We start from the raw sequence: 25,802 nt of genomic DNA on the forward strand, positions 1-25,802 counted from the left end.
GGCATCAATGATTTCGACTCTGCTGGTCGCCAACCGGGGCGAGATCGCCTGCCGGATCTTCCGGACCTGCGCCGAACTCGGCATCAGGACCGTCGCCGTGCACTCGGACGCCGACGAGAACGCGCTGCACGCGCGCGTGGCCGACAGCGCGGTACGGCTGCCGGGCGCCACGCCCGCGGACACCTACCTCCGCGGCGACCTGGTGGTCAAGGCCGCCGTGAGCGCCGGCGCGGACGCCGTGCACCCCGGCTACGGCTTCCTCTCCGAGAACGCCGACTTCGCCCGCGCCGTCCTCGACGCCGGCCTGGTCTGGATCGGCCCGCCCCCGGAGGCGATCGAGGCGATGGCGTCCAAGACGCGCGCCAAGGAGCTGATGGGGACCGCGCCGCTCGGCGAGGTCACCGAGGCCGACCTGCCCGTACTGGTGAAGGCGGCCGCGGGCGGCGGCGGGCGCGGGATGCGCGTCGTGCGACGTCTCGGCGACCTGGACGCCGCGCTGGAGGGCGCGCGCGCCGAGGCCGCGAGTGCCTTCGGCGACGGCGAGGTGTTCGTCGAGCCCTACATCGAACGCGGCCGCCACGTGGAGGTGCAGATCCTCGCCGACGCGCACGGCACGGTGTGGCCGCTGGGCACCCGCGACTGCTCGCTCCAGCGCAGGCACCAGAAGGTCATCGAGGAGGCCCCGGCGCCCGGTGTCCCCGACGGGCTCACCGAGAAGCTGTACGCGCTGGCCGTGCGCGCCGCCCGCGCCGTCTCCTACACGGGCGCCGGCACCGTGGAGTTCCTCGTCGACGGCACCGAGGCGCACTTCCTGGAGATGAACACCCGCCTCCAGGTGGAACACCCCGTCACCGAGGCCGTCTTCGGCGTCGACCTGGTCGCCGAACAGATCCGCGTCGCCGAGGGCCACGCCCTCCCGGCCGACCCTCCGCCCGCCCGCGGGCACGCCGTCGAGGCCCGCCTGTACGCCGAGGACCCGGCCCGCGACTGGGCCCCGCAGACCGGCACCCTGCACCGCCTCGCCGTCCCCGGCGGCGTCCGCCTGGACACCGGCTACGGCGACGGCGACGAGATCGGCGTCCACTACGACGCGATGCTCGCCAAAGCCGTCGCGCACGCCCCCACACGCGCGGAGGCCCTGCGCAGACTGGCCCACGCCCTGGAACAGGCCACCGTGCACGGCCCCACCACCAACCGCGACCTCCTCGTCCGCTCCCTGCGCCACGAGGAGTTCACCGCGGCCCGCATGGACACCGGCTTCTACGACCGTCACCTCGCCGCCCTGACGGCCCCCGCCCCCGACCCGCACGCCCCGCTCGCCGCCGCCCTCGCCGACGCCCACGGCCGCTCCCGGTTCGGCGGCTGGCGCAACCTCGCCTCCCAGCCGCAGACCAAGCGGTACCTGATGGCCGGCGAGGAGCACGAGGTCCACTACCGGCACACCCGCGACGGTCTCGCGGCGGACGGCGTACGGGTCGTGCACGCCGACGCGCACCTGGTCGTCCTCGACATCGAGGGCGTGCACCGCAAGTTCGCGGTGGCCCGGTACGGCGACCGGATCCACGTCAACAGCACGGCCCTCACCGCACTCCCGCGCTTCCCCGACCCGAAGGCCCAGCTGGCACCGGGCTCCCTGCTGGCACCGATGCCGGGAACGGTCGTACGGATCGCCGAAGGCCTGGCGGAAGGCGCCCCGGTGGAGTCCGGGCAGCCGCTGATGTGGCTGGAGGCCATGAAGATGCAGCACCAGATCACGGCGCCGGTGACGGGAACGCTGAGCGAGCTGCGGGCCGCGGTCGGCCAACAGGTGGAGCCCGGCTCTCTGCTGGCGGTAGTACAAGCGCCCCTCCCTTAGGGGCGCGGGGCTGTATCCCATGCGCGGCTGCCGCCGCGTGAGCGCGAGAAACCACGACGATCCCGCACCCGAAGGAGCACCGTGTCCACCCCCATCGAAACCGACGAGCACAAGGCACTCCGCGAAGCGGTCGCCGCCCTCGGCAAGAAGTACGGCCGCGCCTACATCACCCGCACCATCGCCGAGGGCCGCCACCCCGCCGAACTCTGGCAGGAGGCCGGGAAACTCGGCTACCTCGGCGTGAACCTCCCCGAGGAGTACGGCGGCGGAGGCGGCGGCATCGCCGAACTCTCCATCGTCCTCGAAGAACTCGGCGCCGCGGGCTCCCCGCTCCTCATGCTCGTGGTCTCGCCCGCCATCTGCGGAACCGTGATCTCCCGCTTCGGCACCGAGGAACAGAAGCGGGCCTGGCTCCCGGGACTCTCCGACGGCTCACGCCTGATGGCCTTCGGCATCACCGAACCCGACGCCGGCTCCAACTCGCACCGCATCACCACCACCGCCCGCCGCGACCCCGACACCGGCGACTGGCTGCTCACCGGCCGCAAGGTCTACATCTCCGGCGTCGACATAGCCGACGCCGTCCTGATCGTCGGCCGCACCGAGGACGCCCGCACCGGCCGCCTCAAGCCCTGCCTGTTCATCGTCCCGACCGACGCCGAGGGCTTCCACAAGAGCCCCATCGACATGGAACTCAACGCCGCCGAGAAACAGTTCGAGCTGACCCTCGACGACGTACGGCTGCCCGCCGACGCACTCGTCGGCGACGAGGACGCCGGACTGCTCCAGCTCTTCGCCGGACTGAACCCGGAACGGATCATGACGGCCGCCTTCGCGATCGGCATGGGACGCCACGCCCTGACCAAGGCGATCGGCTACGCGCGCGAGCGCACCGTCTGGAAGGCCCCCATCGGCGCCCACCAGGCCATCGCGCACCCGCTCGCCCAGGCCCACATCGAGCTCGAACTCGCCCGCCTGATGATGCAGAAGGCGGCCCACCTCTACGACGCCGGGGACGACGTCGGCGCGGGCGAGGCCGCCAACATGGCCAAGTACGCGGCCGCCGAGGCCTGCGTGCGCGCGGTCGACCAGGCCGTGCACACCCTCGGCGGCAACGGCCTCACCCGGGAATTCGGACTCGCCTCGTTGATAACGGCCGCGCGCGTGGCTCGTATTGCTCCGGTGAGCAGGGAGATGATTCTCAACTACGTCTCCCACCAGACCCTCGGCCTGCCCAAGTCGTACTAGGCCGCCTTGGAGGAACCGTGTTCCGCAGCGCGTACGCAGACGTTCCGCCCGTAGAACTCCCCATCCACGAGGCCGTGCTGGGCCGCGCCGCCGCGTTCGGCGACACGCCCGCCCTGATCGACGGCACCGACGGCACCACCCTCAGCTACGCACAACTGGACCGGTTCCACCGCAGGATCGCGGCCGGACTCGCCGACGCAGGCGTCGGCAAGGGCGACGTGCTCGCCCTGCACAGCCCGAACACGGTCGCCTTCCCGACGGCCTTCTACGCGGCCACGCGCGCGGGCGCCTCCGTCACCACCGTGCACCCCCTCGCGACCCCCGAGGAGTTCGCCAAACAGCTCACGGACTCCGCCGCCCGCTGGATCATCACCGTCTCACCGCTCCTGGAGACCGCCCGCCGGGCCGCCGAACTCGCCGGCGGCGTGGCCGAGATCTTCGTCTGCGACAGCGCGCCCGGACACCGCTCACTGATCGACATGCTCGCCTCCACCGCACCCGAACCGCACGTCGCCATCGACCCCGCCGAGGACGTCGCCGCACTGCCGTACTCCTCCGGCACCACCGGCGTCCCCAAGGGCGTGATGCTCACCCACCGGCAGATCGCCACCAACCTCGCCCAGCTGGAACCCGCCGTCCCCACCGGCCCGGGCGAACGCGTCCTCGCCGTGCTCCCGCTCTTCCACATCTACGGCCTCACCGCGCTCATGAACGCGCCGCTGCGGATGGGCGCCACCGTCGTCGTCCTGCCCCGCTTCGACCTGGAGACCTTCCTCGCGGCCATCCAGAACCACCGCATCACCGGCCTGTACGTCGCCCCGCCGATCGTCCTCGCCCTCGCCAAGCACCCCTTGGTCGAGCAGTACGACCTCTCCTCCCTGCACTACGTCATGAGCGCCGCCGCACCTCTGGACGCCCGCCTCGCCGCCGCCTGCTCGCAACGCCTCGGCCTGCCGCCCGTCGCCCAGGCCTACGGCATGACGGAACTCTCGCCCGGCACCCACGTCGTCCCGATCGACGCCATGCACCACGCGCCGCCCGGCACCGTCGGCCGCCTCATCGCCGGCACCGAGATGCGGATCGTCTCCCTCGACGACCCGCACAAGGACCTCGGCACCGGCGAACCCGGCGAGATCCTCATCCGCGGCCCCCAGGTCATGAAGGGCTACCTCGGCCGCCCCGACGCCACCGCCGAGATGATCGACACCGACGGCTGGCTGCACACCGGGGACGTCGGCCACACGGACGCCGACGGCTGGCTGTTCGTCGTCGACCGCGTCAAGGAACTCATCAAGTACAAGGGCTTCCAGGTGGCCCCCGCCGAACTGGAGGCCGTCCTGCTCACCCACCCCGGCATCGCCGACGCCGCCGTCGTCGGCGCGTACAACGAGGACGGCAACGAGATCCCGCACGCCTTCGTCGTCCGCCAGCCCACCGCCACCGCACTCACCGAGAACGAGACCATGCTCTACGTCGCCGAACGCGTCGCACCCTACAAACGCGTCCGCAAGGTCACCTTCATCGCCGGCGTGCCCCGCGCCGCCTCCGGGAAGATACTCCGCCGCGAACTCCGCGGCCTCGCCACGACCGCGGCCGCCCCGACCGCGGAATCCGAGGAGCGCCCATGACGTCCGTCGGACACACCCGCGCGCGTGCCGTCGCCACCCTCAGCCTCGACTCCGTCCCCACCCGCAACGCCCTGTCCGCCGCCCTCGTCGCCGAACTCGCCGAAGCCCTCGCCGACTGCGCCAAGGACCCCGACGTCCGCGCTGTCGTCCTCACCCACACCGGGACCACCTTCTGTGCGGGCGCCGACCTGCGCGACCCGCCCCACCCCGACGCCCTCGTCCAGCTCCTGCGCGGGATCGTCGAGCTGCCCAAACCGGTCGTCGCCCGCGTCACCGGACACGTCCGCGCGGGCGGCCTCGGCCTTCTCGCCGCCTGCGACATCGCCGCCGCCTCCACCGACTCCACCTTCGCCTTCACGGAGGTGCGCATCGGCGTCGCCCCCGCGGTGATCTCCCTGCCGCTCCTCCCGCGCGCCGACCCCCGCACCCTCGCCCGCTACTACCTCACCGGCGAACGCTTCGACCCGGCCGAAGCCGTGCGCCTGGGCCTGCTCACCGCCGCCGCCGACGACGTCGACACCGCCCTCGAACCCGTCCTCGACGGACTGCGGCGCTCCGCACCCGAGGCCCTGGCCGAGACGAAACGGCTGCTCACGGCTAGGGTGCTGGAGACATTCGACCGGGACGCGGCCACCCTCACCGCGCTCTCGGCCCGGCTGTTCTCCTCCGACCAGGCCCGCGAGGGGATGACGGCCTTCCTCGAACGACGGGACGCGGCGTGGGTGGTGTGAGTACGGCGGAACGGGCGCCGAAGCAGGACCGCAGCCGGGCCACCCGGCAACGGCTCCTGGAAGCCGCCGTGGCCTGCCTGGCCGAACGCGGCTGGGCGGGCTCCACGGTCGCCGTCGTCGCCGAACGCGCCGGCGTCTCCCGGGGCGCCGCCCAGCACCACTTCCCCACCCGCGAGGACCTCTTCACCGCTGCCGTCGAGTTCGTCGCCGAGGAACGCTCGAACGCCATCCGGGCGCTCTTCCCCGACGGGGCCGCGGCCGACCGCAGAGCCGTCGTCTCGGCCCTCGTCGACCTCTTCACCGGCCCCCTCTTCCGCGCCGCCCTGCACCTCTGGGTCGCCGCCTCCGACGAGGACCAGCTCCGCCCCCGCGTCACCGAACTGGAGGCCCGCGTCGGCCGCGAGACCCACCGCATCGCCGTGGACCTCCTGTCCGCGGACGAATCCCGGCCCGGCACCCGGGAGACCGTCCAGGGCCTCCTGGACATGGCCCGAGGCCTCGGCCTCGCCAACCTCCTGACCGACGACAAGGCGAGGCGGGAACGCGTGGTGACGCAGTGGGCGGCGCTCCTGGACGAGGTGCTGGCCTGACAACGGGGCCTCGCCCGCCCGGGGCGCCCTAGTGGGCGATGTCCGCGAACCCCTCGATGTCCGCCACCTTCCTGGACCCCGGCCCCACGTAATGCGCCGACGGCCGCACCAGCCGGCCCGTCCGCTTCTGTTCGAGGATGTGCGCCGACCATCCGGCGGTGCGCGCGCACGTGAACATCGACGTGAACATGTGCGCCGGCACCTCGGCGAAGTCCAGCATGATCGCCGCCCAGAACTCCACGTTGGTGGCGAGCACCCGGTCCGGCCGCCGGTTGTGGAGCTCCTCCAGCGCCGCCTTCTCCAGCGCCTCCGCGATCTCGAACCGCGGCGCCCCCAGCTCCCGCGCCGTCCGCCGCAGCACCCGCGCCCGGGGATCCTCCGCCCGGTACACCCGGTGCCCGAACCCCATCAGCCGCTCGCCCCGGTCCAACGCGCCCTTGACGTACGCCGTCGCGTCCCCGGTCCGCTCGATCTCCTCGATCATCCCGAGCACCCGGGACGGCGCACCGCCGTGCAGCGGCCCCGACATGGCACCCACCGCGCCCGACAGCGCGGCGGCGACGTCCGCGCCCGTGGAGGCGATGACCCGCGCGGTGAAGGTCGACGCGTTCATCCCGTGCTCGGCGGCCGACGTCCAGTAGGCGTCCACCGCCGCCACGTGCCTCGGGTCCGGCTCCCCGCGCCACCGGATCATGAACCGCTCGACCACCGAGTTCGCCTTGTCGATCTCCCGCTGCGGCACCATCGCCAGCCCCTGCCCGCGCGCGGACTGGGCGACGTACGACAGCGCCATGACCGCGGCCCGCGCCAGGTCGTCCCGGGCCTGCTCCGCGTCGATGTCGAGAAGCGGCTTCAGCCCCCACACGGGGGCGAGCATGGCGAGCGCGGACTGCACGTCCACCCGGATGTCACCCGAATGGACCGGGATCGGGAACGGCTCGGCGGGCGGCAGACCGGGATTGAAGGCACCGTCGACCAGCAGCCCCCAGACGTTCCCGAACGAGACGTGCCCGACCAGGTCCTCGATGTCGACGCCCCGGTACCGCAGGGCGCCTCCCTCCTTGTCCGGTTCGGCGATCTCCGTCTCGAACGCGACGACTCCTTCGAGCCCGGGTACGAAGTCGGACATGGGGCGGCTCCTCGATAGAGGTGTACGGCGGAGGCATCTGCACCATAACCCCGAGTGCCAGAATTGGGGAGCCCAGCGGCACTCAGTGCCACCATGGGGGTTGGCGCACCCTATGACCCGAACCCCTGGGCCCGTACGGCAGGATGACCGCGTGACCGACCGTGACCCCGCTGCGATGCGCCAGCACTACCGGGCCGAGGGCCTCGACGAGAACGACCTGCCCGTCCACCCGATGGACCAGTTCACGCACTGGTTCGAACAGGCCGCGCGGGCGGCCGACGACGGCGTGATCCACGAGCCCAACGCGATGGTCGTCTCCACCGCCGACGCCGAGGGCCGCCCCAGCTCACGCACGGTCCTGATGAAGCAGTTCGACGCGAAGGGCTTCGTCTTCTACACCAACTACGACTCCCGCAAGGCCCGGGACATCGCCGCGAACCCGCACGTCTCCCTGCTCTTCCCCTGGCACGCCCTGGCCCGCCAGGTCGTCGTCACCGGCACCGCCCGCCGCACCGGCCGCGACGAGACCACCGCCTACTTCCGCACCCGCCCGCACGGCTCCCAGCTCGGCGCCTGGGCCAGCGCCCAGTCCTCGGTCATCCGCTCCCGCACCGAACTCGACACCGCCTACGCCGAGCTGCGGGCCCGCTATCCCGAGGGCGAACAGGTCCCGGTCCCCCCGCACTGGGGCGGCTTCCGGGTCGAACCCCGCACCATCGAGTTCTGGCAGGGCCGCCACAACCGCCTCCACGACCGCCTCCGCTACGTCGCCGCCCCCGACGGCACCTGGCGCGTGGAACGTCTCAGCCCCTGACCTGCCCAGGGAACGCAGACGACCCGCGAGCTCGGGTCTCTCCGCCTGACGACGGAGAAGCCGGCCGGACGTACCGGCGAGCTCGCGGGTCGGGTGACTGCGTTGGATTGGCCGGCTGCGTACATCTCGTGCACGCCGGTCCGGCACCGCACATCGTGTGGTGGCGAGCCGTCAGCCCGCAGCCACCTCTTCCGTCCGATATGCATACATCTACCGAACCACCTCCTCTCTGAAGTATCAGCAACTCTACGAAGCCGTTCGGAAGGGCTCAACTGTTTTTGGAGATGCCGGCGGAGTGAGTTCAGGTCGAGTGCCGTAGCCGTATCCGAAGTGCTGTTTTTTATGCGTTGAGGCGGTGACGGAGAACTGGCTAGCGTTTCCCGCCCGAGCGGACGGCGGGAAGAGCGGGGGAAGGCGTGGGCGGGGAGCGGCTGAGGGTCGTCGGTGTCGGTGTGGGCGGGAGCGGGCTGGAGGGGTGGCGGTACGTGCACAACGTCGTCGTGCCGCCCGCCGCGATGTCGGCCGCCGAGGCGCGGGAGCGGCTGGAGCGCGGCTATCGGCTGGAGAACGCGTATCTCGGCGACGTGCTCGTGGGGTGTTCGACCGTGCGGCCGGCGGTCGACGGCGCGGTGACGGTGATCGCGCGCGTGCTGCCGGGGTTTCGGCGGCGGGGGTTCGGCAAGGCGTTGTACGAGCGTGGGCTGGCGCACGCGCGCGAGCAGGGTGCCGAGGCCGTCGGGACGTGTGTGCTGGCGGTCAACGAGGACGGGCTGCGGTTCGCCGGGCGGCACGGGTTCGTCGAGGTGGAGCGGTATGTGCTCGACGGAGGGAACGATGAGTGGGTCGATCTTCGGCTGGGGCTGTGAGCGTCCGCGCGCAACGATTCCTTCAATCTTGCGGGAACACGGTGTGGGCTGCATCACGTTCGAGTTGAATGAAGGGCAGCGAGGAACCGACGCGCCGTGCGTGCGGACGCAGCCTGATGGGGGTCCAGGTGAGTGCTTCCCGGCGTAGTGGGACCACCGACGAGCTGGGGCCCGGCGAGCCCGAGCCGGAGCGGGACGGTCCGGAGGACTCGGGCGGATCGGATCTGCTCGCCGCGCTCCTGGACGGCATGGACGCGGCCCTGTGCGCGTTCGACGCGGACGGCTTCGTCACCCACTGGAACCGCGAGGCCGAGCGGATCCTCGGGTGGACGGCCGCCGAGGCGGTGGGCCGGCACGGGTTCGCCGGGTGGGCGGTGCGCGAGGCGGACGCCGACGAGGTCGAGGGGCGGCTGCTGTCGGCCATGCACGCCCCGGGACGTCAGGTGCACGAGTTCGCGCTGCTCACCAAGGACGGCGGCCGGGTGCTGGTGCGGACCCAGTCCGCGGCCGTGCGCGGCCCGGACGGCAAGCCCGCGGGCGTGTACTGCGCGTTCAGCGAGGTGCACACCCAGATCGACCTGGAGCGGTCCATCGCGCTGAGCGAGGCGCTGTTCGAGGACGCGGCCTGGGGTGTCGTCCTCGTGGACGCGGACCTGCGGCCCGCCGTGGTCAACGCGTTCGCCGCGCGGGCGCTCGGGACCGGGCGCACCTCCGCGCTGGGGCGCCCGCTCGGGGAGTTGCTGGCGCAGGGCGTGGAGGAGCTGGAGGGCGCGCTGACGCACGTCCTGGCCGAGGGCGCGCCGCCCGCGCCGGCCGAGATGTGGGTGAGCGTGCGCACGGAGGAGGGCGAGCAGCGGCGCTGCTGGCGGTCGGGGTTCCTGCGGCTGGCGTCGCCGCTCGCGGAGGAGCCGGTGCCGCTCGGGGTCGGCTGGCTGTTCCAGGACGTCACGGAGGCCAAGCAGGCCGAGCAGGAGGCGGCGATGCTGCGCTTCCGCGCGAACCAGCTGCACCGTGCGGGCCGCGCGGCCTCCGAGTGCGAGGACCCGGTGGAGGCGGCCACCCTGCATCTGGACTTCGCGCTGGCCGGGTTCGCCGATCACGCCGTGGTCGACCGGGTGGTGGGCGGTTCGCGGGCGGACGGGGAGGTGGGTCCGGTACGGCTGGTGCGGATCGCGGCCACGCCGTCCGGGGCGCCGGGCCCGAGCCTGCTGACCGGTGCGGCCGGGCTGCCGGTGCGCTACGACGACGGTCATCCGGCGTTGCAGTGCGTGGCGCGCGCCGGGAGCGTGCGGGCGGACGCCGGGAACGTGCCGGCGGACAGCGCGCGGGAGTGGGCGCTGGAGCGGCAGTGGCCGGGGGACGCGGTGCACGCGCTGTGCGCGGTGCTGCGCAGCCGGGGGCGGACGCTGGGCGTGCTGACGTTCCTGCGCGGGCCGGGGCGCAGCCGCTTCGAGCGCGTGGACGCCACGTACGCGGAGGACGTGGCGGTGCGGATCGCGACGGCGCTTGACCTGGCCCACCTGGTGCGGGAGCGGCAGCAGTAGCGGTGTCCGGTGCCGGGTCGCGTCAGTGCTGGTAGAAGATCCGGTCGCCGTACTCCTGGAAGAGGCGGGCGTTCCATTCGTGGCCGCCGTCGACGTTCCCGGAGCGCAGCAGCGGGGGTTCGATGCCGCGGTCGGCCAGGGTGGCCGCCGTGGTGGCCAGCACCGCCTGGAGCAGGGCGCTGGTGACGACCGTGGAGGCGGGGGCGAAGGGGGCGGGGATGGTGTCGAGGGTGAGTTCGGCGTCCCCGATGGCGATCTTCGAGTCGAGGACGACGTCGCAGTGGTCCTTGAGGTACGTGCCGGAGGAGTGCCGGGAGGCGGTCTCGGCGGCGTAGGCCACGGAGGTCACGCCGATGACCTTGGCGCCGCGGGTGCGGGCGCTGACGGCCATCTCGACGGGCAGCGCGTTGCGGCCGGACAGGGAGATGATCACCAGGGCGTCGCCGGCCCGCAGCGGCGAGGTGTCGAGGACGGCGGTGGCGAGTCCGTCGACGCGTTCCAGGCGGGAACCGAGGGTCGCGGGCATCACGTCGACGCCGACGAGGCCGGGCGCGGCCAGCAGGTTCATGAGGGCGAGGCCGCCCGCGCGGTAGACGAGGTCCTGGGCGGCGAGGGAGGAGTGCCCGGCGCCGAAGGCGAACAGCCGGCCGCCGGAGGCGACGGTGTCGGCGAGGAGGACGCCGGCGGCGGTGATGGTCTCGGCCTCCTCCTCGCGGACGCGTTGCAGGAGGCCGATCGCGGCGTCGAAGAACAGGTCGGCGGGTGTGCCGTCGCTCATGCGGTGCCCCTTTGCTCGACGCCGAGTGGTGTGTGTCGCGGATCACCCTCCGGTCTGGACCATCTCGGTGTCAATACGGCCGGGGAGCGGCGGCCGCGGGCCGGTGTGCCGGGCCCCTGTTTTCCCCGCGTCCCCCGCTTGTCAGTGGGATCCGGCAGAATTGGTGTCAGGGCCAGCGCACGCAGGCGGCCGGGCTTCCGGCAGAGGTAATCGAGGGGCACGTATGTCCGGACTGATCGACACCACGGAGATGTATCTCCGCACCATCCTCGAACTCGAAGAGGAAGGCGTGGTCCCCATGCGCGCCCGCATCGCGGAGCGGCTCGACCAGAGCGGGCCGACGGTGAGCCAGACGGTGGCGCGGATGGAGCGGGACGGCCTGGTGTCCGTCGCCAGCGACCGCCATCTGGAGCTGACCGACGAGGGCAGGCGGCTGGCGACGCGCGTGATGCGCAAGCACCGGCTCGCCGAGTGCCTGCTGGTCGACGTGATCGGCCTGGAGTGGGAGCAGGTGCACGCCGAGGCGTGCCGCTGGGAGCACGTGATGAGCGAGGCGGTGGAGCGGCGGGTGCTGGAGCTGCTGCGCCATCCGACCGAGTCGCCGTACGGCAATCCGATCCCGGGTCTTGAGGAGCTGGGCGAGAAGGACGGCGCGGATCCGTTCCTGGACGAGGGCATGGTGTCCCTGGCCGACCTGGATCCGGGTGCGGACGGCAAGACCGTGGTCGTACGCCGGATCGGTGAGCCCATCCAGACCGACGCGCAGCTGATGTACACGCTGCGGCGGGCGGGTGTGCAGCCCGGTTCGGTGGTGAGCGTGACGGAGGCGGCAGGCGGGGTGCTGGTGGGCAGCGGCGGCGAGGCGGCCGAGCTGGAGGCCGACGTCGCCTCGCACGTGTTCGTCGCCAAGCGCTGAGCGGCCGTCGCCGTCCACCGGAAGCCGGCCGTCCGGCGCCTGTGCGCCGACGGCCGACGGCATCCGGCTGTTCCTCAACTTCCCCTGCTCATAGGGGAGTTGGCGTCCTCCCTCGACGTTCCCGAGAGGCCTGTCGAACGCGTCGGTTCCGAGATTCAGTGCTCCGAATCGCAGCGCTCGGACGATTCGCGTGCGAGGCTGTCGCGAGAGGCATACGACCTGAGGGGGCGGGGAAGATGTGCCGGAGGCGTGCACAAAGAGCGGGGCCCGGCCCCGGCACCCTCAGGTGCCGGGGCCTGTCCTCCCCAGAGCTGACCCGGAGCCCCGAGCTCTCAGGGTCATCCCCTCGGACCGTCTTCCCCGAGCGGTCCGCCCCCCGCAGAACAAATCCCCCTGGTGGCGCCGATCATGCCTGGGGAGGGGTCACTCGAACGAGGGGTGTTGCCCGCGAGAACCCCGATGTTCGAATAGATATTCGATAGTCTGCAGCGGTACCGAAGCGACACGAGGCGACATCAGGCACGCGGAGCTAGGGGGGTGCCAGGCTCATGGCACGACGCATCGACGTGACAGGAGCCGGCGGCGTACACCTCGCCGCCTGGGAGTTCGCGGACCCGCCCAAGTCGGAGGACTCGGCGCGGCCGCACGGGGACCGTTCCGCGCCGGACCGCGCGTTCCCCGGCGTGCTGTTACTGCACGGCCTGATGGGCCGCGCCTCGCACTGGGCCTCCACCGCCCGCTGGCTCTCCGACCGGCACCGCGCCGTCGCGCTCGACCAGCGCGGCCACGGCCAGAGCGGCAAGCCTCCGCAGGCTGCGTACACCCGGGAGGCGTACGTCGAGGACGCCGCGGCCGCCATCGAGCAGCTGGGCCTCGGCCCGGCCGTGCTCATCGGCCACGCCATGGGCGCGCTGACCGCCTGGCAGCTCGCCGCGAAGCGCCCCGATCTGGTCCGGGGCCTGGTCATCTGCGACATGCGGGCCTCCGCGCTGGGCGCGGCCTCGCAGCGCGAGTGGGCCGACTGGTTCAGGTCCTGGCCCCTTCCCTTCGCCACGCTCTCCGACGTACGCAAGTGGTTCGGCGAGGACGACCCCTGGGTGGAGCGGCCCAACCCGGCGCGCGGGGAGTTCTACGCCGAGGTGATGCACGAGCGCGCCGACGGCTGGCGGCCCGTCTTCGACCCCGACCAGATGCTGAAGTCCCGCGAGACCTGGGTGTACGACGCGCACTGGGAGGAACTGGCCCAGGTGCCGTGCCCCGCGCTGGTCGTGCGCGGCGTGGACGGCGAGCTGGGCCGGGCGGAGGCGCAGGAGATGGTGCGGGTGCTCTCCCAGGGGGAGTACGCCGAGGTGGCCGAGGCGGGGCACCTGCTGCCGTACGACCGGCCGGAGGCCTGGCGGGCGGCCGTGGAACCATTCCTCGAACGCGTGACGGAGTGAGCCGTACCGCGGCGGGACGCCGTCCCGCCGCCGGTCATGAGGCGCGGCGCGCCCCGCTCACCCCCTGCTCACCGCCGACAGGATCTCCGGCAGGTTCGCCGCCGCGCGCGGTGCCGCCGCGCGCAGGCCCGACCAGGTGATGGCCGCCCCGTAGGCCGCCCCCACCGGCAGCAGCAGCCAGGTCCACTCCCCGCCGCCCGCGCTCACGTTCAGCGTGATGGTCAGGGCGATCACGGGGGCGCACAGCAGGGCCGCCGAGACCATGCCGCCGAAGATGGCGATCCAGGCCAGGCCGGCCTGACCGGCGGCGACGTTCTTGTGGCTGTCCTGGGGGATCGAGTAGGGGAAGCGGGCCGAGGTCCAGGCGCCGGTCGCCAGCATCGCGCCGAGCAGGGCGAAGGACAGCCCGAGCACCTCCGGCAGCCGGGGCCAGTCACCCAGCATGGCCGTGGTCAGGACGGTCACCAGGGTCGCGTACGGCAGGGTGATCACCAGCAGCGCCAGTGCCCGCCCGCGCAGTTCGACGTAGGCGTCCCGTGGCGAGGAGATGGTGAGCGCGACCATCCAGAAGGCGGAGGTGTCCTGCCCGAACTGGTTGTACATCTGGATGCCGAGCATGCCGGCGGCGAAGCACGCGAAGTAGATCGACCCGGTGCCCTGGAGGGCGTTGAAGACGGGCACGATCAGGCCGATGGCCAGGGACGTCACCCACGCGGCCTTGGTCTTGGGGTCGCGCCACACGTAGCGCAGGCTGCGCGTCATGACCGTCCCGGTGCGGCCGGCGGGCAGCAGCCGCCCGAGCCCCGCGCCGTCGGAGGCGCGGGCGCGGCCGGCCGGGTCGGGTGCCTGGAGCGTCGAACCGTCCGGCGCGGTCATCAGCCGGGTCAGGGTCCGGGCCCAGGCGCCGACCAGCAGCGCCAACGCGAGCACGGTGAGGCCCAGTTGCGCGGCGGCCGTGCCGTACGAGCCCGTGCTCGCCGCGTGCACCGCGCCGATCGCGGACGCCGGCGGCAGCCAGCGCAGCACGTCGGCCACCGGGGCCAGTTCCCCGAGCCCGGCCGAACCGAGGCTGCGGGCGGCGAAGTTGACCAGCTGCGCCCCGACCGCGATGACCAGTCCGCTCAGCACCGCCAGGTCACGGCCCTTGCGGCTGCTGAGCAGCCGGACGTTCGCGGCGGCCACGGTCCGGGCGAGGGCCACGCAGACCAGCAGCGCGAGGGCCACCGCGAGGACCGCGACGCCGTACCCCGCCGCGCCGTGCGCCACGGCCACCGCGCAGCCCGTCAGCAGCAGCAGCGAGAACAGCGGGCCGACACCGACCAGGGAGGCGGCCAGCAGGGCCCGTGCCAGGGGCCGGGGCCGCAGCGGGAGCATCACCAGGCGGGTCGGGTCCAGGGTCTCGTCCCCGCTCGGGAAGAACAGCGGCATGAACGCCCAGCCCAGCGCCAGGACGACCGCCGCCGGTACGGCGACCGCGTCGGCGTGCGCATGCCCGCGCAGCATGATCAGGACCAGCAGCTGCGCGGCCCCGAACAGCAGCGCGAGCACGGCCGACACGACGAACGCGGCCCGCCGGCCACCGGACTGCCGCAGCCCGTTGCGCAGCAGGGACAGCTTCAGCCGTACGACGGTGGCGGTCACGTCCGTCATCGGGCCGCACCGCCGCCCAGCCAGTCCAGGTCGGAACCGGCGTCCCGGCCCCGCGCGCCGACCAGTTCGAGGAAGGCGGTCTGCAGGGTGCCGTGCGCCCCGCGCACGTCCTCCAGGGTGCCCGTCGCGCGGATCCGTCCGGCCGCCATCACGGCCACCCAGTCGCACAGCGACTCGACGAGTTCCATGACGTGCGAGGAGAAGACGACGGTCGCGCCGGAGGCGGTGTACCGCTCCAGGACGCCCCGGATCGTCTGCGCGGACACCGGGTCGACACCCTCGAACGGCTCGTCCAGGAAGAGGACTTCGGGGTTGTGGAGGAGAGCCGCCGCGAGTCCGATCTTCTTGCGCATGCCGGTCGAGCAGTCGACGACGAGCTTGTGCTGGGAGCCGGCGAGGTCCAGCACGTCCAGGAGCTGGGTGGCCCGCTTGTCGACCTCGGCGCCGGGCAGCCCGCGCAGTCGGCCGCTGTAGCCGAGCAGTTCGCGCCCGGAGAGCCGTTCGAAGAGGCGCAGTCCTTCGGGCAGGACGCCGATCCTGGCCTTCACCGCCACCGGGTCCCGCCACACGTCGTGGCCCACCACCTCGACGCTCCCCTGGTCCGGCCGGAGCAGCCCGGTCACCATGGAGAGGGTGGTGGTCTTCCCGGCTCCGTTGGGCCCGACCAGCCCGACGAACTTCCCGGCGGGGAGCGACAGATCGATCCCGCCGACCGCCACCTGCTGCCCGAACCGCTTCCAGAGCCCACGAACGCGCACCGCTTCGGTCATGGGTGAAACCCTAAGGGGACGGCGGGGTTTCGCGGCGTCGGGCCGTCTCGGCGTGCGGTCGCCGCCGCGCGGGCGCGACCTGCCACCCGGCACCCCCGGCCGCCGGCGCGGTGGGCGACCGGGGTCCGGCGGGCGTGCTACCGGTCCCGCCCGCAGGCGTACGCCAGCGCCGAGACCAGCTCCTCCGCGTCCGGCAGCCACCGGTTCGCCGGCGTCGGCCGGCAGGCCCACTGCACCGCGCCCCCGGGACCCAGCCGGGTCGGCGGCGCCGGCACGTACGCGCCCTCGCCCAGCGCCACCAGGTCCAGCGACGCCGGCGACCAGCCCAGCTTCCGCACCAGGTCGGGCATCTTCGCCGCGCCGCCCGGCAGCACGAAGAACTGCATCCTGCGGGCCGGAGTGAGCGTCACCGGGCCGAGGGTCCGCTCCATCCGCTCCATCCGCGCCAGCGCCAGGAACCCGGCCGTCTCCGGGACGTCGAGGGCGTCGAAGGTCCGGCCCGTCGGCAGCAGGATCGACGCCGTCGGCTGCTTCTGCCACATCCGGCGCGCCACCGTCGCGCTCCCGGTGGCCTGCGACACCCAGTCCGGACGCGCCGCGTGCGCGCCGGGGGTCGCGCACGCGACCTCCCCGCAGGAACAGCGCTGCACCCCCTCGACCGCTTCCAGCCAGGTGCCGGGAAAGACGTCCCAGTGGCGCTCCTCGGCGTAGCGTACGGCGGTCTCCAGCAGCGATTCCCCGCGCTGCTTCGGAATCTGAGCGGCTTCGGTGCCGACGATCGTCTCTTCCACGTTCATCACAACTCCCGCACCCACCTGGAGTTACGGGCGTAGCGCGCGCGGGGGAGGAGCATCGATTCCGCACCTGGGGCGCATGGATGCATGTGCGGGGGCGCGCAGGAGGAACCAGGGCGTGAGCGGGTACTGACACCTGGGGGGTTGGCGACGGGCGTCCCCGCAATTCCGTCGCGTTTACCCGGCAATCCTCGCATGTCCCGCATTTTCGGTATGTCCGCTGGGCAGTGATCGTCAAGGCCGGATCTTTTCCCTACAGGGAGTTCGCAGGGGGTACGCCATGGCCGCAAGGCCGCTTGTCGCGCGGCAGCCGAACGAACGGTTGCAGGCGCTCATCCAGGAGGCGGGGTGCTCGAACGCCGGGCTGGCCCGCCGCGTCAACATGTGCGGCGCCGAGCACGGTCTCGACCTCCGGTACGACAAGACGTCCGTGGCCCGCTGGCTGCGCGGACAGCAGCCGCGGGGCCGCGCGCCCGCGATCATCGCCGAGGCGCTGGGCCGCAAGCTGGGCCGCACGGTCACGATCGACGAGATCGGGATGGCCAACGGCAAGAACCTCGCGTCCGGCGTCGGCCTCCAGTTCTCGCCGACGGTGCTGGGGGCCATCGAGCAGGTCTGCGAACTGTGGCGCAGCGACGTGGGCCGCCGGGACTTCCTGTCCGGCTCCTCGGTCGCCGCGTCCGCGCTGGTCGAGCCCAGCCGGGACTGGCTGATCTCGGCGCCCGACGCGCAGGTCGCGCGGCAGGCCGGACCCCGGGTCGGGCCCTCGGACGTCGCGGCCGTCAAGGCGATGACCCAGGCGCTCACCGACCTCGACCACCAGTACGGCAGCGGACACGTGCGCCCGGTCGTCGTGCACTACCTCAACAGCGTGGTCTCCGGACTGCTCGCCGGGTCCTACCGGGAGTCCGTGGGAAGGGAGTTGTTCGCGGCCGTCGCCCGCCTCACCGAACTCGCCGGGTACATGGCCGTCGACACCGGGCAACCCGGCCTGGCGCAGCGGTACTACATCCAGTCGCTGCGCCTCGCGCAGGCCGCCGGCGACCGCGGCTACGGCGGCTACGTGCTGGCCGCCTCCATGAGTCACCTCGCCGCGCAGCTCGGGAACCCGCGCGAGATCGCCCAGTTGGCGAGGGCAGCGCAGGAAGGGGCGCGGGGGCGCGTCACGCCGCGTGCGGAGGCCATGTTCCACGCGGCCGAGGCCCGCGGGCACGCGCTGCTCGGCGACGCGCGGTCGGCGCAGCTGGCCTCGGGGCGCGCGGTGTCGGCGATGGAGGCGGCCGACCCGTCCTCGGGGGACGACCCGGCGTGGATCGCGCACTTCGACGAGGCCTACCTCGCCGACGAGCTGGCGCACTGCCACCGGGACCTGGGGCAGGCCGACGCGGCGGCGCGCAGCGCGGAGCAGTCGCTGGCCGGGCATCCGCCGTCGCGGGCGCGGCGGCGTGCGATCGGCTATGTGCTCCTCGCCACGGCGCAGGTGCAGCAGCGCGAGATCGAACAGGCCTGCGCCACCGGCCTGAAGGCGGTGGAACTCCTGGAGACGGTCCGCTCCAACCGGGGCGCCGAGTACCTGGAGGACTTCCAGCAGCGCCTGGAGCCGTTCCGGGACGAACCGGTCGTCAGGGAGTTCGGCGCCCGGCTGGATCTGCAGGCGGCCGCGTGAATTCCTGCCCCGCGGCCGCGTGAACGTGTGGGAAACCACACCGTGCCGTGCACGTGACGGCATATACAGCGCACCGCGGGGCGGTTCTGTTACTGCGGTCACAGGGCAGGAGGTTGCGCCACCAGGTGCGTGGCAGCGGGTTCTGGGGACCCGGTAGCGTGAGCCGACGATTCACAAGGTCCCCCATTAGTAGGAGTCCCGGTGACGCAGAGTGGACAGGGCGAGCCCGCGCGCGAAGGCATCGTGCTGCCCTCCGACGGTGGCGAGCCGCTGCTGCCGGGCATGACGGGTGTTCCCGCGCCCCCGACGCGGCCGGCCGCGCCCGCCCAGGCGCCGACCACCGCGCCCTCCGAGGGCCAGGCCTGGGGGCAGTCGTGGGGTCCCGGCCAACCGCAGGCCGAGCAGAGCTGGCCGCAGGCGGCCGGCCAGGAGTGGCACCCCCAGGAGCCGGCCCCCGAACTGCCGCCCGCCTGGAGCGCCCAGTCGCACGCGGCCCCGTCGCACGCGGCGCAGCCGCACGCCGACCCGTACGGCTCCGGCGCGGGCGCGCTCCCGCCGGAGGGCGTGGCAGGCCCGTCGTACGACGGCGGCTACGAGCAGGGCTACGGCTACGGCGCGCAGCCCCAGCAGTCCTACGGCGCCCCGCTGCCGCCCGCCGCCCCGCAGCACGGCGGGTACCCCGGTGGACTGCCCACCGCCGACGACGGCGCGACCCAGTACATACCGCCGGTGCCCGCCGCGCCGGCGGACGAGGGGGCCACGCAGTACATACCGCCGGTGGCCGCCGGTCCGGAAGGGGCCACCCAGCTGATACCGCCGGTCGGCCCCGGTGCGCTGCCGCCGGAGGCGGCACACGAGCAGGGCGGCTACCCGGGCCCGCAGCACGCGCACTCCGACGCCGATGCCACGCAGTACATCCCGCCCTACCAGGCCGGTGCCGAGCAGGGCGGGGACCGGCAGCCGCCCGCCGAGTTCGACAACCTCTTCCGCAGCGGTCCGGGCGCCGAGCAGCCGGCCGGGTCCACGGCCCAGCTGCCGCGCTTCCAGCAGCCGCAGGGCTACCAGCAGCAGCCGCCCGCGTACACCCCGCCCCCGTCGTCGTACGACCACGGCCACGACGGTGACGACGGCGGCCGGGGCGGCGGCAGGTCGAAAGTGCCGCTGGTCGCCGCCGTCGGGATCGGCATCGCCGTCCTCGGCATCGGCGCCGGTGCGCTCTTCAGCGGTGGCGGCGACGGCGGCTCCGGCGACGCGAACAAGACCGTCGCCGCGACCGCGCCCGCCACCGGCGGGTCCTCGTCGGGCGCCGCCGACCCGGGCAAGGCGCAGGCCGCGGCCCTGGACAAGCTGCTCGCCGACAGCGGCAGCAGCCGGGCCACGGTGATCAGCGCCGTCGCCGACGTGAAGCAGTGCAAGAACCTGGACGGCTCCGCCTCGGACCTGCGCAACGCCGCCACGCAGCGGACCGGGCTGATCACCCGCCTGTCGAAGCTGTCCGTCGACAAGCTGCCGAACAACGCCGAGCTGACCGCCGCCCTCACCAAGGCGTGGCAGGCCTCCGCGAACGCCGACAACCACTACGCGGCCTGGGCCGACCAGGCCAAGGGCCACCACGGCTGCCGCAAGGGCCAGGCCCGCGGCACCGGCCAGACCGCGGCCGGCAACCGGGAGAGCGGGACCGCCAGCTCCGAGAAGGTGAAGGCGGCCGCGCTGTGGAACTCGATCGCGGGCAAGTACGGCCTGACCCAGCGGCAGCCGACCCAGCTGTGAGACCGGACCCCGCTGAGGGCCGGCCGGCGGTGCGCCGGCCGGCCGGTCAGGTGAGGTCCGCGTTCTGCAGGATGTCGGTCATGTCGAGCGCCTTCTTGTTCGCCGACCGGAGCAGGCCGCCCTTGACCGTCTGGACGTTCACGTCGGTGTTGACCAGCCGGGAGAAGCCGGCCGCGGCCAGCTTGCCCTGGTAGGGCCAGGACAGCGACGGGGTGAGGTCGCCGGTGGAGACCCTGAGGCCGTCGTTGAGGGTGCGGCGCACGCTGTCGGAGGTGACGTCGCTCGCGCCGATCTTCTTCAGGGCGGCGAGCAGCACCTGGTAGGCGATCCAGGTCGTCTGCACGCCGGCGTCCGCCGGGTCGATCCGGTTGTCGCCGAAGGCCTCCTTGCTGATGACCTTCTTCATCTCGTCCCAGCGCTTGTCCGAGGCCGCCGGGTACCAGCCGGTGATGTACGACCCCTCGTACGGGCCGGAGGCGCCGCCCGTGGAGTTGATCACCGTCTGGTCGACGCTGCCGACCTCGGCGGCCGTCTTCACCTTCGGGTAGTCCTGGCGGGCGCGCTGGAAGTTGTCCATGAAGGTGGCCGTGCGGTCGCCGAGCTCGGGCACCACGCAGCCGGTCCGCTGCGGGTCCGAGGTGGCGTGTTCCAGGGCCTGCTGGGACTGCTTGTCGTACTCGGTGAGGTCTTCGGCGGCGAGCTGGTCGACCGACTTGGCGTGGCCGCGGGCCTGCAGGCCCGAGTCGAGCAGCTGGGGCAGCTGGTCACCGGCGATGCTGTCCGGGCGGACCAGGGTGACCGGCCCGCAGGAGCCGGCCAGCGCCTCGCCGAGGCCGGCCAGCAGCGTGAGCTGACCGCCGTTGACCGGGTAGGAGACGGGACTGGTGAACTCCTCGTTCGACGCGCCGTAGCCGCCTATGTAGGGAATGGCGGCCCCTTCCAGCGGCGCGAAGTAGGAAGCGCCGAACTGGCTGTAGGAGCCGACGACGGCGACGACGTCCTGGTCGGCCGCCCGCTGGGCGCAGTTCGCGGCGCCCACGCTGCTGTTGTGGTCGTTGCAGGTCACCAGCTTCAGCTTGCGGCCGTTCACACCGCCCTGGGAGTTGACCCAGCGGACGATGGCCGACGCCATGGCGGGCATGCCGGGCTTGTTGGTGGCACTGGTCTTCTGCGGCGCCCAGGTCATCACCTTGATCTCGTCGCCCCCGGCGGCCGAGAATCCTGGGACGGCCCCGCATCCGGCGGCGAGGGACGCACAGGCGGTCATGGCCACCGCGGACACCGCGGTGGCTCTGACGCGCCGCTGGGTGGCGGGGAGGATGGTGCTGAGGGTGGGACGCCTGCCGGTCATGGACACGCACGATTCCCCCACATGAATAACCCGCGAGTGACCCATGGTCAACCAAAGGTGACGCACAGGTGAATTGCGGGGGCCTGTGACGGGCGTGTGACGAGGAACGTACGATCGATGACCGTGCAAGGTTCGGAGAACTCTTCCCGTCGCGGCCGTCGCTCCTCCACCATGGGCGGCATGCCACTCAACGACATGCCGTGGTGGCGCTGGCGCAGCAATGTGCGCTCCGCGCTGCACATGCTCTCCGACCAGGAGTTCCAGCGGAACGTCTGGCTGGCCGGGCAGGACGGGTACGGCGACGTGACCGACGCGGTCTACCGGCTGGTCGAGGACACCTGGCTGGACAACTGGTCCGCGGAGAAATACGTCGGGACGATATTCCGCGACTCGCAGGAGGCGGCGCTCGTCGACACCGCCGTGCTGCGGGTCCTGCGGATCATGCACCAGGTCGGCCCGGACGCGCCGGTCTCGGCGTACCTCGACCACCAGGGGTGGCCGGACGCGGTCCGTGCGGCCCGGGACGCGCACATGCGCCTGGCGGCGAGCGACGGCGACGACCCGGACGTCCCGCCGCGCACCCTGGAGGTACTGCGGATCATGACGCGGGCGGCCTGAGTCCGTCACACGGACGCGGACGGTGCGGGACGGCCCGGCATGAGATTCTGGGGCGCATGACGGATCAGCCCACCCGAGCCCAGGCCACGCTGGCCGACCAGTACGTCCTCACCCTCTCCTGCCCGGACAAGCAGGGGATCGTGCACGCCGTGTCGAGCTACCTGTTCATGACCGGCTGCAACATCGAGGACAGTCAGCAGTTCGGGGACCACGACACGGGTCTGTTCTTCATGCGCGTGCACTTCTCGGCCGACGCGCCGGTGACGGTCGACAAGCTGCGGGCCAGCTTCGCGGCGGTGGGTGACTCCTTCCACATGGACTGGCAGATCAACGGGGCCGACCAGCCGATGCGCGTCGTCCTGATGGTCAGCAAGTTCGGGCACTGCCTGAACGACCTGCTCTTCCGCGCGCGGACCGGTGCGCTGCCGGTGGAGATCGCGGCGGTGGTCTCCAACCACACCGACTTCGCCGAGCTGGTGGAGTCGTACCACGTCCCCTTCCGCCACATCCCGGTGACGAAGGAGACGAAGGCCGACGCGGAGGCCCAACTCCTGGAGCTGGTCCGCGAGGAGAACGTCGAGCTGGTGGTGCTGGCGCGGTACATGCAGGTCCTCTCGGACGAGCTGTGCAAGCAGCTCAGCGGGCGGATCATCAACATCCACCACTCGTTCCTGCCGAGCTTCAAGGGCGCGAAGCCGTACCACCAGGCGCATGCGCGGGGCGTCAAGCTGATCGGGGCGACGGCGCACTACGTCACGGCGGACCTGGACGAGGGGCCGATCATCGAGCAGGAGGTCGAGCGGGTGGGGCACGGTGTCACCCCGGACCAGCTGGTGGCGGTCGGGCGGGACGTGGAGTGCCAGGCGCTGGCGCGGGCGGTGAAGTGGCACGCGGAACGCCGCATCCTCCTCAACGGCCGCCGAACGGTCGTCTTCGCCTGACACCCGAACGGTCACCGGCGGGCCGCAGTCGCCCTGACAGCGCACCACCCCGCCCCTTCGGCGAACCGGCTGGTTACATCCGGCTCAGGCTTGCCGTCGCGAAGAGGACGTCTCTGATCGCCGCCCGGTCTCCCAGCTGGCCCGCCGCCGCATCCTCCGGAGGAACGTGGCCTGCCGCCAGCCGGCAGAACTCCACGTCGTCCAGCGCCACGTGCGCCACCTCGAACTCCTCCGACCCCACCGCCGCCGGCGAGTCCAGCGGGATCAGCCACTCACCCCCGCCGTTGCCCTCGATCTCCAGCCGCAGGCTGCGCCCGGGGCGCCCGGCGGACACCAGGTGCGGGGTCGGACCGGGCGTCGCGAGCCCCGCCTGCCGGCGCGCCGCCAGCGCGGTGGGAAGCATCCGCGCCGCGAGGTCGATCATCCGGTGCAGATACCGCGGGGCCGGCGGCTCGTAGGGGTAGTCCACGGCCACCGCGATGTCCTCCGCGTGCACCCAGCACTCGAAGGCGCGGTCCAGCATCGCGTCGTGCAGCGGCAGCGCGAAGTCGCCGTAGGACACCCCGAGGCGCCCGGCGCCGCCGCCGGTGAAGGAGACGGTCTGCACGAGCCGGTGGCTCTGCTCGCGCCAGGGCCCCCGCACCGCGCGGGTCGGCGGGAGGTGCGAGGCCTGCCAGAAGGTCTCCGTGCGGGCCGCGGGGCCCTGTCCGGTCGCCGCGCCCAGGGGGTCGTCCAGGCCGAGCGCGGCCGCCACCAGACCGTCGACGGACAGCAGGTGCGCGATGACCCCGGCGACCGTCGTCCGGCGGCTGGTCGGCGCGGCGCCGTCGAACCAGCGCAGCCGTACCGGCGCGTGCCACTCCGCGTCGCCGATGTCCTGGAGCAGAGCGTCCAGGCGCGCGGTCTCGGCGTCGTAGGGCGTCGCCCAGGCGGGGATCGGGATGCGCGGCGGCCGGCGGTCGAGGCAGGCCTCCAGGACGCGGGTGCGCAGACCGGGGTCGAGGTCGAGGCTCTCCGGCTGGTGCAGCAGGCCGACCGCCTCGCGCAGCCGCCGTGCCTCGTCCGCGCAGGCCCCGCAGTCGCCGAGGTGGACCTCGACGGCGAGGGCCTCCGCCGTCGAGCAGGCCGCGAGCGCCCAGGCGCCCAGCAGCGACTTCAGGACGTCGTGCGGCAGCTCCAGCGGCTCAGGCGGCAGGCCGTCGGGTGCGGGCAGCGGACGGCCGCCGTCCTCGACGGAGGCCCTGGGCAGCGGGACGGCCGGCGGACCGCCCGTCCCGCCGACGGGGTCGCGGGGCGCGGCGCCGGCTCCGTCGCCGGAGCCGGTGTGTGCGTCGAACGGGTCGGCGCCGGTCACACCGCACCTCCGTATCCGGGCGGTCTCCCGGCGTCGTGCGCGGTGGAGAGCAGGAGCAGGCCGAGGCGCAGCCGGCGGCGGGCCTCGTCCTCGGTGACGCCGAGGTCCACCGCGGTCTGGCGGTAGTCGCGGCGCTGGACGTACGCGAGGTCCAGGGCGGCCCGCAGCGGGGTCGGCATGGAGTGCACGATGTAGTCGGCGCGGGCGGCGACGGAGGCACGGCGCACCTTGCGCTCCAGCTCCGCGGTGGCCTGCGCGCCGGTGTCGCCCGGGGTGAGCGCGGCGGTCTCGGTGGCCCGGAGGCGCTGTACGGCGAGCCGGTGGGTCAGCGCGGCGACCCAGGAGCGCAGCGGGCCCTGCCGGGGGTCGTAGGCGTCCGGATGCTCCCAGACGTGGGCGAAGACCTCGCGGGTCATGGAGTCGGCGGCCCGTTCGTCCCCGAGGACGCGGTGGGCGAGGCCGTGCACGAGCGAGGCGAAGCGGTCGTAGAGCTCGCCGAGGGCGGCCGCCTCGCCGCGGGCCAGTCGCTGCTGCATCGTGCGGTCCCAGCGGGGCGGAACGTCCTTCTTCGCCATGCGGCCCCCTCCCCGTGTCTGCGTCCAGCCTGTCTCCACCGTCTCCTCGAATGTAGTCGGCACGTCGGACGACGCACGCCCCTTTATGGCAATGCGCGCCCCCTGAGGGCCCGTGAGTGGTAGAGACCCGCCGTCTTCCCCGGTGCGCTTCCGTGTGCGCCGCCCGGTGCGCCCCCGCGGACGCACCGGCGGTGCCACAGTCAGGTCGGGGCGAACCTTCTGCTTCTGATCGAACAGGATCAATGGTGACCGAAACAAGACCCTTGCTGATCATCGCTCGTTTGTCATCGGGGGTTTCGGGGAACGGCCGCTGGGCAGCCGCGCGAAAAGAAGCGAAGGAACTGGCTCCGTTTCCGGGCGGTTCCCGAGATCCGGCAAGCGGAGGGCTGAGCCGTGACTTTCAAGGTGACCGATGTCGAACAGGGCGAGTGGGCCGTGCTCGGAGTGTCGGGCGAACTGGACCTGGTGACCTCGCCGGTGCTGCGCCAACGGGTGCACGACGCGGTCGCCGAGGGCTGCCACAGCGTGGTCCTCGACCTCTCCGACGTCTTCTTCTGCGACTCCAGCGGGGTCGGCGTCCTCATCGCCACCCGCCGTCTGATCCGCTCCTGCCAGGGCCGGCTGCGACTGATCCTGCCCGCCCAGGGCGCGAGTGACGGTTCTCACGTCAACCGCGTCCTCGGCGCCCTCGGCGTGAGACGGCTGTTCGACGTGTATCCCGACATGGACAGCGCGGTCAGCGAGGAGGAGGACCCGCTCTCGGCGTAGCGGGCCG

At 72.8% G+C, this 25,802-nt stretch carries 23 protein-coding genes; 15 read left to right on the top strand and 8 right to left on the bottom strand.

What is annotated here, in order from left to right; genetic code table 11:
- The first annotated feature begins 7 nt into the window (after positions 1 to 7).
- The 5 genes from ACIRQ9_RS12215 (at position 8) to ACIRQ9_RS12235 (ending at position 6,052) form a co-directional block, all read left to right on the top strand.
- On the top strand, positions 8 to 1,855 hold the full coding sequence (locus ACIRQ9_RS12215) for an acetyl/propionyl/methylcrotonyl-CoA carboxylase subunit alpha (RefSeq protein ID WP_404170477.1): 1,848 nt from the start codon (positions 8 to 10) through the stop codon (positions 1,853 to 1,855).
- Positions 1,856 to 1,936: 81 nt separating this feature from the next.
- On the top strand, positions 1,937 to 3,103 hold the full coding sequence (locus tag ACIRQ9_RS12220) for an acyl-CoA dehydrogenase family protein (protein WP_404170480.1): 1,167 nt from the start codon (positions 1,937 to 1,939) through the stop codon (positions 3,101 to 3,103).
- Between the two features lie 17 nt (positions 3,104 to 3,120).
- Entirely contained in the window at positions 3,121 to 4,731 is a 1,611-nt protein-coding gene (locus ACIRQ9_RS12225; protein WP_404170482.1) for a 4-coumarate--CoA ligase family protein, read from the top strand.
- Positions 4,728 to 5,462: an enoyl-CoA hydratase family protein gene (locus tag ACIRQ9_RS12230; RefSeq protein ID WP_404170484.1), complete on the top strand. Its 735-nt coding sequence runs from the start codon at positions 4,728 to 4,730 to the stop codon at positions 5,460 to 5,462. Before ACIRQ9_RS12225 ends, ACIRQ9_RS12230 begins: the two co-directional genes overlap by 4 nt.
- A complete protein-coding gene (locus ACIRQ9_RS12235) occupies positions 5,450 to 6,052 on the top strand; it encodes a TetR/AcrR family transcriptional regulator (protein ID WP_404170487.1) in 603 nt (200 codons plus the stop codon). The genes ACIRQ9_RS12230 and ACIRQ9_RS12235 overlap by 13 nt, the downstream gene beginning before the upstream one ends.
- A 28-nt stretch (positions 6,053 to 6,080) precedes the next feature.
- Here the strand turns inward: ACIRQ9_RS12235 and ACIRQ9_RS12240 are convergent, their stop codons facing one another.
- Positions 6,081 to 7,181 carry a citrate synthase 2 gene (locus ACIRQ9_RS12240; protein WP_404170490.1) on the bottom strand — a complete coding sequence of 367 codons (1,101 nt, stop codon included), beginning with the start codon at positions 7,179 to 7,181 and terminating at the stop codon, positions 6,081 to 6,083.
- Between the two features lie 112 nt (positions 7,182 to 7,293).
- On the opposite strand from ACIRQ9_RS12240, the gene pdxH reads away from it, so the two are divergent.
- From pdxH to ACIRQ9_RS12255, 3 genes are all read left to right on the top strand, one after another.
- Positions 7,294 to 7,995 carry a pyridoxamine 5'-phosphate oxidase gene (gene pdxH / locus ACIRQ9_RS12245; RefSeq protein ID WP_404170493.1) on the top strand — a complete coding sequence of 234 codons (702 nt, stop codon included), beginning with the start codon at positions 7,294 to 7,296 and terminating at the stop codon, positions 7,993 to 7,995.
- A 515-nt stretch (positions 7,996 to 8,510) separates the two neighbouring features.
- Positions 8,511 to 8,861, top strand: a complete 351-nt coding sequence (locus ACIRQ9_RS12250) for a GNAT family N-acetyltransferase (protein ID WP_404170910.1) — start codon at positions 8,511 to 8,513, stop codon at positions 8,859 to 8,861.
- A 128-nt stretch (positions 8,862 to 8,989) separates the two neighbouring features.
- Positions 8,990 to 10,405 carry a PAS domain-containing protein gene (locus tag ACIRQ9_RS12255; protein ID WP_404170496.1) on the top strand — a complete coding sequence of 472 codons (1,416 nt, stop codon included), beginning with the start codon at positions 8,990 to 8,992 and terminating at the stop codon, positions 10,403 to 10,405.
- A gap of 22 nt (positions 10,406 to 10,427) precedes the next feature.
- Here the strand turns inward: ACIRQ9_RS12255 and ACIRQ9_RS12260 are convergent, their stop codons facing one another.
- A complete protein-coding gene (locus tag ACIRQ9_RS12260) occupies positions 10,428 to 11,183 on the bottom strand; it encodes an SIS domain-containing protein (protein WP_404170499.1) in 756 nt (251 codons plus the stop codon).
- 223 nt (positions 11,184 to 11,406) lie between these two features.
- On the opposite strand from ACIRQ9_RS12260, the gene ACIRQ9_RS12265 reads away from it, so the two are divergent.
- Both ACIRQ9_RS12265 and ACIRQ9_RS12270 read left to right on the top strand, forming a co-directional pair.
- Positions 11,407 to 12,099, top strand: coding sequence for a metal-dependent transcriptional regulator (locus tag ACIRQ9_RS12265; RefSeq protein ID WP_351321325.1), 693 nt, complete (start codon positions 11,407 to 11,409; stop codon positions 12,097 to 12,099).
- Positions 12,100 to 12,647: 548 nt separating this feature from the next.
- Positions 12,648 to 13,538: an alpha/beta fold hydrolase gene (locus ACIRQ9_RS12270; protein WP_404170502.1), complete on the top strand. Its 891-nt coding sequence runs from the start codon at positions 12,648 to 12,650 to the stop codon at positions 13,536 to 13,538.
- 57 nt (positions 13,539 to 13,595) lie between these two features.
- Here the strand turns inward: ACIRQ9_RS12270 and ACIRQ9_RS12275 are convergent, their stop codons facing one another.
- The 3 genes from ACIRQ9_RS12275 to ACIRQ9_RS12285 form a co-directional block, all read right to left on the bottom strand.
- Positions 13,596 to 15,188 carry a transporter gene (locus tag ACIRQ9_RS12275; RefSeq protein WP_404170505.1) on the bottom strand — a complete coding sequence of 531 codons (1,593 nt, stop codon included), beginning with the start codon at positions 15,186 to 15,188 and terminating at the stop codon, positions 13,596 to 13,598.
- A complete protein-coding gene (locus tag ACIRQ9_RS12280) occupies positions 15,185 to 15,958 on the bottom strand; it encodes an ABC transporter ATP-binding protein (protein WP_404170508.1) in 774 nt (257 codons plus the stop codon). Before ACIRQ9_RS12280 ends, ACIRQ9_RS12275 begins: the two co-directional genes overlap by 4 nt.
- 137 nt (positions 15,959 to 16,095) lie before the next feature.
- Complete coding sequence (locus ACIRQ9_RS12285; RefSeq protein WP_404170913.1) at positions 16,096 to 16,749, bottom strand: bifunctional DNA primase/polymerase; 654 nt, start codon at positions 16,747 to 16,749, stop codon at positions 16,096 to 16,098.
- Positions 16,750 to 17,032: 283 nt separating this feature from the next.
- Here ACIRQ9_RS12285 and ACIRQ9_RS12290 point away from each other — a divergent pair, with 283 nt between their 5' ends.
- Together ACIRQ9_RS12290 and ACIRQ9_RS12295 are read left to right on the top strand one after the other, a co-directional pair.
- Positions 17,033 to 18,418: a transcriptional regulator gene (locus tag ACIRQ9_RS12290; RefSeq protein ID WP_404170511.1), complete on the top strand. Its 1,386-nt coding sequence runs from the start codon at positions 17,033 to 17,035 to the stop codon at positions 18,416 to 18,418.
- A gap of 201 nt (positions 18,419 to 18,619) precedes the next feature.
- Positions 18,620 to 20,188: a hypothetical protein gene (locus ACIRQ9_RS12295; RefSeq protein WP_404170514.1), complete on the top strand. Its 1,569-nt coding sequence runs from the start codon at positions 18,620 to 18,622 to the stop codon at positions 20,186 to 20,188.
- Between the two features lie 46 nt (positions 20,189 to 20,234).
- Here the strand turns inward: ACIRQ9_RS12295 and ACIRQ9_RS12300 are convergent, their stop codons facing one another.
- The gene (locus ACIRQ9_RS12300; RefSeq protein ID WP_404170516.1) at positions 20,235 to 21,539 is read right to left on the bottom strand and encodes an ABC transporter substrate-binding protein; all 1,305 of its coding nucleotides are present in this window, start codon (positions 21,537 to 21,539) and stop codon (positions 20,235 to 20,237) included.
- A gap of 117 nt (positions 21,540 to 21,656) precedes the next feature.
- Between ACIRQ9_RS12300 and ACIRQ9_RS12305 the strand changes: the two genes are divergently transcribed.
- Both ACIRQ9_RS12305 and purU read left to right on the top strand, forming a co-directional pair.
- Entirely contained in the window at positions 21,657 to 22,157 is a 501-nt protein-coding gene (locus tag ACIRQ9_RS12305) for a hypothetical protein (protein WP_404170519.1), read from the top strand.
- 56 nt (positions 22,158 to 22,213) lie between these two features.
- Positions 22,214 to 23,098, top strand: coding sequence for a formyltetrahydrofolate deformylase (purU, locus tag ACIRQ9_RS12310; RefSeq protein ID WP_404170522.1), 885 nt, complete (start codon positions 22,214 to 22,216; stop codon positions 23,096 to 23,098).
- A 73-nt stretch (positions 23,099 to 23,171) separates the two neighbouring features.
- Here purU and ACIRQ9_RS12315 read toward each other — a convergent pair whose 3' ends face one another.
- Together ACIRQ9_RS12315 and ACIRQ9_RS12320 are read right to left on the bottom strand one after the other, a co-directional pair.
- Complete coding sequence (locus ACIRQ9_RS12315; protein ID WP_404170916.1) at positions 23,172 to 24,467, bottom strand: maleylpyruvate isomerase N-terminal domain-containing protein; 1,296 nt, start codon at positions 24,465 to 24,467, stop codon at positions 23,172 to 23,174.
- Positions 24,449 to 25,027 carry a sigma-70 family RNA polymerase sigma factor gene (locus ACIRQ9_RS12320; protein ID WP_404170525.1) on the bottom strand — a complete coding sequence of 193 codons (579 nt, stop codon included), beginning with the start codon at positions 25,025 to 25,027 and terminating at the stop codon, positions 24,449 to 24,451. Before ACIRQ9_RS12320 ends, ACIRQ9_RS12315 begins: the two co-directional genes overlap by 19 nt.
- A gap of 393 nt (positions 25,028 to 25,420) precedes the next feature.
- On the opposite strand from ACIRQ9_RS12320, the gene ACIRQ9_RS12325 reads away from it, so the two are divergent.
- Positions 25,421 to 25,795, top strand: coding sequence for an STAS domain-containing protein (locus ACIRQ9_RS12325; protein ID WP_404170528.1), 375 nt, complete (start codon positions 25,421 to 25,423; stop codon positions 25,793 to 25,795).
- Positions 25,796 to 25,802: the final 7 nt, after the last annotated feature.

This window comes from Streptomyces sp. NPDC101237 (assembly GCF_044767465.1).
Taxonomy (GTDB): Bacteria; Actinomycetota; Actinomycetes; order Streptomycetales; family Streptomycetaceae; genus Streptomyces; species Streptomyces gramineus.